Source organism: Mesorhizobium sp. M7A.F.Ca.AU.002.02.1.1 (genome assembly GCF_003998535.1).
In the GTDB taxonomy this organism is placed as follows: domain Bacteria; phylum Pseudomonadota; class Alphaproteobacteria; order Rhizobiales; family Rhizobiaceae; genus Mesorhizobium; species Mesorhizobium ciceri.
Window position 1 is genome coordinate 1 of sequence record NZ_RZPB01000627.1, and the last position, 3,552, is coordinate 3,552.

General features: G+C 63.5%; 4 protein-coding genes. 2 read left to right on the plus strand and 2 right to left on the minus strand.

What is annotated here, in order from left to right; translation table 11 throughout:
* Positions 1 to 26: 26 nt before the first annotated feature.
* Complete coding sequence (moaB, locus tag EN879_RS28155) at positions 27 to 581, plus strand: molybdenum cofactor biosynthesis protein B (RefSeq protein ID WP_024502637.1); 555 nt, start codon at positions 27 to 29, stop codon at positions 579 to 581.
* A gap of 20 nt (positions 582 to 601) precedes the next feature.
* Here the strand turns inward: moaB and EN879_RS28160 are convergent, their stop codons facing one another.
* Positions 602 to 1,576 (minus strand): hypothetical protein, encoded by a 975-nt coding sequence (locus EN879_RS28160; RefSeq protein ID WP_063167650.1) that lies wholly within the window; start codon positions 1,574 to 1,576, stop codon positions 602 to 604.
* 143 nt (positions 1,577 to 1,719) lie between these two features.
* On the minus strand, positions 1,720 to 2,244 hold the full coding sequence (locus EN879_RS28165; protein WP_063167649.1) for a glycosyltransferase: 525 nt from the start codon (positions 2,242 to 2,244) through the stop codon (positions 1,720 to 1,722).
* Positions 2,245 to 2,393: 149 nt separating this feature from the next.
* Here EN879_RS28165 and EN879_RS28170 point away from each other — a divergent pair, with 149 nt between their 5' ends.
* Complete coding sequence (locus EN879_RS28170) at positions 2,394 to 3,548, plus strand: PA0069 family radical SAM protein (protein ID WP_023808673.1); 1,155 nt, start codon at positions 2,394 to 2,396, stop codon at positions 3,546 to 3,548.
* The last annotated feature ends 4 nt before the right edge of the window (positions 3,549 to 3,552 follow it).

Genomic DNA, 3,552 nt, shown 5'->3' on the forward strand with positions numbered 1-3,552 from the left:
GCGCAGCATCGCATCGGAGGTATCTGATGGCCAGAATTGACGAGAGCCGCTCCTTCATTCCCGTGCGCATCGCGGTGCTGACCGTTTCAGATACGCGCAGCCTCGCCGACGACAAATCCGGCCAGACGCTGGCCGACCGCATCACCGAGGCCGGCCATATGCTGGCGGCCCGCGATATCGTCACCGACGATCGGGAAAAAATCCGCGACACGGTTCTGGCGTGGTCGCGGGACAAGAATATCGATGTCGTCATCACCACCGGCGGCACCGGTTTCACCGGCCGTGACGTGACGCCGGACGCGCTGGAGCCGATCTTCGAAAAGCGCATGGATGGCTTTTCGGAAGTGTTCCACCGGATCTCCTACGACAAGATCGGCACCTCGACGATCCAGAGCCGGGCGACCGGCGGCGTCGTCAACGCCACCTTCGTCTTCGTGCTGCCGGGTTCGCCAGGCGCCTGCAAGGACGCGTGGGACGGCATCCTGAAGGCACAGCTCGACTACCGGCATATGCCGTGCAACTTCGTCGAGATCATGCCGCGCCTGGACGAGCATTTGCGGCGCGGCAAATCAGCTCCGTAAAGCCGAGGCAAGCGTCGCTCTCAGCGGATGACCGGCTCGCCATGAAACCGCCGGCGCGACGGCGGCGAGACGCCGAAGCCGACTTCCATCATCAGTCGGGGCGTGCGTGCCGGCACGGTGCCCATATGGAAGCCAAAAGGGTCCTCGACGAAACCGAGACCGGCCTCGCCGGTCAGCGTCACCGGGCTCTGCTCGCCATAGACATCCAGGACCTGTTGCGCGGGGTGGCCAACCAGAAGCGTGAGCTGGTGCTTGAGGCTGCGGCGCTTGTGGCTGCCCCTGACATAGACATGCGGACCGGTGTCGGCGTCGACCGGCTTGAGGTAGAAGAAGAATTTCAGCATGCGCCAATCATCGAGGTCGAAATGATACTTGCCGAGCGAGGCGAGGTTCTTGTCGGCATCCGAAGCGGCACCGGTTAGAAAACTCCACCAGACGCGCGTCGTGATCAGTTTTGCCTGGCCGCCGAGATAGTGCGCGGCAATATCCAGAAGCAGCGGATCGCGCTGGATGGCAAGCGCCGCCGGGCAGTCGAGGATGCGCTCGAAAAAATGCCCGCTGAGCAGCGAGCGGCCAAGGCGTTTCTCGGCCTCGGCATGTTCCCCCGGCATGAATTCGAGACGGCGGTCGAAATTGCCGAAGCAAGGCGTGCGCCCGGCGAAGTCGGCGATCTCTTCATGGATATCAGGCGGCAGGACCAAGCCTGAGAACAGCCCGTCGGAGCGCAACGCATCGACGACCGCTCCCCGTTCGACACCGGCAAACATCGTATCCCCGGCATTGGCGACCGGGCGGGCGCGTTTTGCGCCCAGCCAATGCATGCGGCGTCCAGGCATTGTGCGCGCCAGCACGAACATCGGCAGCCAGGCGGGGTTTTCGCGCAGGTCCTTGAGATAGGTCGGAATGCGCACCGCGATGCGTCGCAACAGACTGCCGTCGCGCGCAATAGCCTCGAGACTGGCCGCGCCGGATGTGTCGGGGGTTGAAAGCTTCATTGGGTCCTCGGCTATGAGAGCACCACCGATGCCGCATCGGTGCTCGCCACTCGGCATGTCCCAAACCCAATTCCCGCTTGAACGGACGCTAACCCCGCGTCAGATTTTGTGCAATGCACAATGGCCTGAGCAGCTGCAAAAAATCATGTCGAGGAGCGGCGTTCCTGCTTGGCGGGCGCCATCCAGATCTCGGCGTCGAGCCGCTTCGTTGCGAGGCCGCGGGCGATGGCCTCAGCACTGCCGGCACTCTTGGCCGCGGCCGCCGCCTGACGCTTGCTGATCAGCAATCCGTCGGCCAGGGCGCGGTTTCCCGAAAAGACCCGTGCCAGGAATGGCGTGCGGCTGGCCCGCGTGCGCGAAAACCGTGCGGCCATGGTCTGCCTGGCCGTATGCGCGACAACCTCATCGATCCAGCCCTCCACCAACCGCGCGCCCGGTTCCAGGAGCAGCAACCAGTCCCCCTTGGCCTGGCGGATGCCGGCAGCGACACCGCCGGTCACGTACTGACAGCCGGCATGCTCGGCCACACGATGCGTCTGGTCGGCGGAGCCTGTGTCGCAGACGATGACTTCACGCACCACGCCTTCGACCGCGCCGCCAATCAGCGAGGCGAGCGTGCGGGCGAGGCCCTCCTCGTCATTGCGGGTTTCGATGAGAACACTGAGCATCCTTAGCCGAATAGCGGAAAGCGCCGCACAGCGCCAGTTTTGCATCGCACCATAGAAAGTTCTTGCTTTGTTCTCATCGATGAAATAGGAATAATTTCATGAACAGAGCGATTCGACACAACACGGACAGTCCCTGGGAGCGGGCGAAAATGGAACAGATCGTGCGCGCCGACATTGCAGCTTTCGGAGCAGGAAGAGCCGAGATGGCCAATGCGATGGTCGAGCAGAGCGGCATGCGTGTCCGCCCGGACCGCAACCGCGGCAGGTCGGCCGGCATCAACCCGTCCGGCCGATTCGAGCCAGTCAGCCGGCACGTGTTCGACGATGGCTGGAATTCGCTGGAAGAACTGCCCCCCTTCAAGACCGAAGTGCAGGTCGAGAAGCCGCGCACCATCATCACCCGCAACGAATCGCCCGACATTTCCTTCGACCGTTCCATCAACCCTTATCGCGGCTGCGAGCATGGCTGCGTCTATTGCTTTGCCCGCCCGACGCACGCGTTCATGGGCCTGTCGCCGGGTCTGGATTTCGAATCGAAGCTGTTCGCCAAACCTGATGCGGCGCGCTTGCTCGACAAGGAGCTTTCGAAGGACAGCTATCAGCCGCGCACCATCGCCATCGGCACCAACACCGACCCCTACCAGCCGATCGAGAAGCAATACCGGATCATGCGCGAAATCCTCGAAGTGCTGGAAGCGCGCGGCCATCCGGTCGGCATCGTGACAAAGTCCGCCCTGGTGACGCGCGATATCGATATCCTGTCGCGCATGGCCGAACGAGGGCTCGCCAAGGTGGCGCTGTCGGTGACGACGCTCGACCGCATGCTGGCGCGCACCATGGAGCCGCGCGCGTCGACGCCGACCAAGCGGCTGGAAGCGATCCGGCAGCTTTCGGATGCCGGCATTCCGGCGTCGGTCATGGTGGCTCCGATCATTCCGGGCCTGACTGATCCGGAGATGGAACGCATCCTCGATTCGGCACGTGCGGCCGGCGCGCGCGAGGCGGGTTATGTGATCCTGCGGCTGCCGCTGGAGGTCAGCCCGATCTTCAAGGACTGGCTGCTGCGCCATTATCCCGACCGTTACCGCCATGTGATGTCGCTTGTCCGCTCCATGCGTGACGGCAAAGACTACGATTCGGAATGGGGCAAGCGCATGAAGGGCGCCGGTCCCTATGCCTGGCAGATCGGCCGGCGCTTCGAGATCACAGCCAAGCGGCTTGGTCTCAATGCCGAACGGCGCACGCTGCGGACCGATCAGTTCGTTGCCGCCGGGAAAGACCAGGTGCAACTGACGCTGCTTTGAAGAG